This window comes from Corynebacterium sp. HMSC075D04 (genome assembly GCF_001815635.1).
In the GTDB taxonomy this organism is placed as follows: domain Bacteria; phylum Actinomycetota; class Actinomycetes; order Mycobacteriales; family Mycobacteriaceae; genus Corynebacterium; species Corynebacterium coyleae.
The window spans coordinates 1-2,654 of record NZ_KV821295.1 but is presented as its reverse complement, the minus strand read 5'-3'; the positions used below and the strand labels follow the sequence as shown (position 1 = coordinate 2,654).

The window sequence follows — 2,654 nt, the reverse complement described above, 5'->3', positions numbered from 1 at the left end:
TGCCGTTTCCGTGTAGTTGGTAGGGGCAATCCGCGTAGTTGGTAGGGGTTTTCCGGATAGGTGGTAGGGGTCTTCTTTTTCGGTCATTTTTGTAGGTGACGTCGGCGCAATCTGTGCCGGTGTGTCACCACTTTCTGACCGCAAGGAGGGCCTTTTATGGCCAACTTCAAAGACATCATGGCGATGTGTTTGACCGGAGCGAGTTATGCAGCCATCTCTGCTGCCTTGGAGTGCTCCAACAGGGATATCGCCAAAGTCAAAGCAGTGATTGCTGACCACGCAATCACGCAGTCTTCGTTCGCTCAGCTGGATCCAGAGTTCTTCGATACGCACTTTAGCGATCAGCGAACGAGTCGGCGTTTGCGCTATGACCGACCTGACTTCGAAAAACTCGCGAAGAAGCTGGCGAACAACAAGCACCTCACGCGCCATAAGCTGTGGATGGACTATGTCGCTTCCCCGTGCGCCGCAGGTGAATCGAAGTACCAGTACTCCCAGTTCTGTGAACACCTGCGTGACTACATCCGGGCTACCGGCATGACCTCGATTATCGAGCATGAACCAGGCCAAGAGCTCTACGTCGACTGGGCGGGCGACAAAGTCCGCATCATCGACCAAGCCACCGGTGAGGTAGGGATGAAAGCTTGCCTATTTGTGGCTGTCTGTCCCTACTCTTCTTTGTTATTTGTGGTTGCTACGGCGAATGAGAAGATGGACGCCTGGATTGACTGCCACGTCAAAGCCCTAAACTACCTCGGGAAACGCCCCGGCATCATCGTTCCTGATAACGCGCCGACTGCAACGTATCGCCCGGCGAAGAACAAACCCGCACGACGCATCCAACAGCGCTATGCGGACTTTGCTGACTACTATGACATCTTGCTTGTACCAGCACGTCCGGGAAAACCCCGCGATAAAGCCGCAGTTGAGCGTGCCGTCCAACTTGTCTATACGCGTATCCTTGGCTATTTCGATGGGGTTGAGTTCTATAGCCTTGAAGAGCTCAACGAAGCGATCGCTGAGCGCCTCGAAGACATCAACACAACCATGCCCAATGCGCATGGGTTTACTCGTCGTGAGCTGTTTGACATCGATGAAGCACCCATGATGCGCAACCTTCCTGACACCCCATTTACGGAAGTGTCCTGGCGCAGCGTCAAAGTCGATCGCAATTGGCACATCTGTTGTGACTACCAGTACTACTCCGTGCCGTTTCAATACATCGGCAAGACTTTGCGCGCACGGCTGACCAACAGCCTGGTCAGCATCTTCAACGGCGATAGCCTCGTGGCCGAACACCCGCGTATGCACGGGTTTAAGTACCGCTATTGCACAGACCCTGCGCATACCCCAGACAAAGAGATTACTGGGGTCAAACCGCTAACTCGCGATGAGCTCTACGCCAGAGCATCGTCGTTTGGGCCCGCAACCAGCAAGGTCATCGCCATGATCCTTGAGCACAACGCCCAAGCCCTGCCACGCGGTTTACGCACAGCCCGCAACGTGTTGGTCAAGCTCGGGAACAAGCACAACAAAACCACACTTGAACCAGCGTGCCAGCAAATCATCGACCACAACCTCGCGCCGAATCTGCAGGTCATCTCCCGCATCCAGGCCGACATCGCCCGCAACGGTAACGCCGAAGCCAACACCCCAACACCACAAACAGGCCAGGCTCGGGTAGTCGATATCGCCGCAATGCCAGAAGCAGTGTTCCTGCGCCCTGCAAGCTACTACGACACCCCGAAGCAGGAGGACTAACCCATCATGACCACGATCCATCTTGACGATGACATCCGTGCAACGCTGCGCAAGCTGCGGCTTTCAACCTTCGCTGATACCTTCTTCGCACTTGCCAGTGCAGATGAAGCAAACACCGAGTTGCCTGAAGAGATATTTCTCAAAGCCGTGGAAGAAACCGCCCACAAACGTCGCGCGCAAAACATCACCAAAGCCATCACCCAAGCAAAGTTCCGGTACCCAGGTGCAACACTTGCCGAGCTGATAAACGTCGAAGAACGCGGCCTGAACCTTCGTCAACTCAAACGCATCGCTGCAACACCCTGGCGTGAAAACCCCGGAAACGTCCACCTCCTAGCCCCAACAGGGGCAGGCAAGACATACATCGCCTGCGCCATCGGAGTTGCTGCATGCCAGGCTGAATACAGCGTTGCGTACTACCGGCTCGACCAGCTTGTAGATGAATTAGCGGCCTTCCCGCCGACAGATGAGCGTTACGTAACCAAGATGCGCAGGCTACAAAACACTGACGTGCTCATCCTTGATGATTTCCTGACCATTGGAATCAACCAACGCGGGCAAGAAGACCTAACGAAGATCATATTCGACCGCGATGGCAGGCTGCCGACGATCATCGTTTCCCAAACCACTGCCGCATACTGGGTACAAAAACTTCCCGACCCAGTCGCAGCTGACTCCCTCGTCAGCAGACTCAACACCGGCCAACGCGTCGAACTCGGTGAATACGACATGCGCCACTTCCTAGCCACCCAACTAGAAACCGAGTAACACACCACCATCAACAGGCCCCGCGACGAGCAGCAGCCCCAACCCGTCGCGGGGCCCTACCAACTACCCGGAATCCAGCCCTACCACCGTTTCGGAATACCCCTACCAACTACGCGCACTCAGCA

The 2,654-nt window shown here is 55.4% G+C and carries 2 protein-coding genes; both read left to right on the top strand.

Features of this window, described 5'->3' with window-relative positions:
• Window positions 1–156 precede the first annotated feature (156 nt).
• Window positions 157–1,761 carry an IS21 family transposase gene (gene istA, locus HMPREF3048_RS02430; RefSeq protein ID WP_070483559.1) on the top strand — a complete coding sequence of 535 codons (1,605 nt, stop codon included), beginning with the start codon at window positions 157–159 and terminating at the stop codon, window positions 1,759–1,761.
• A gap of 6 nt (window positions 1,762–1,767) precedes the next feature.
• Complete coding sequence (locus HMPREF3048_RS02425) at window positions 1,768–2,529, top strand: ATP-binding protein (RefSeq protein ID WP_070422898.1); 762 nt, start codon at window positions 1,768–1,770, stop codon at window positions 2,527–2,529.
• Window positions 2,530–2,654: the final 125 nt, after the last annotated feature.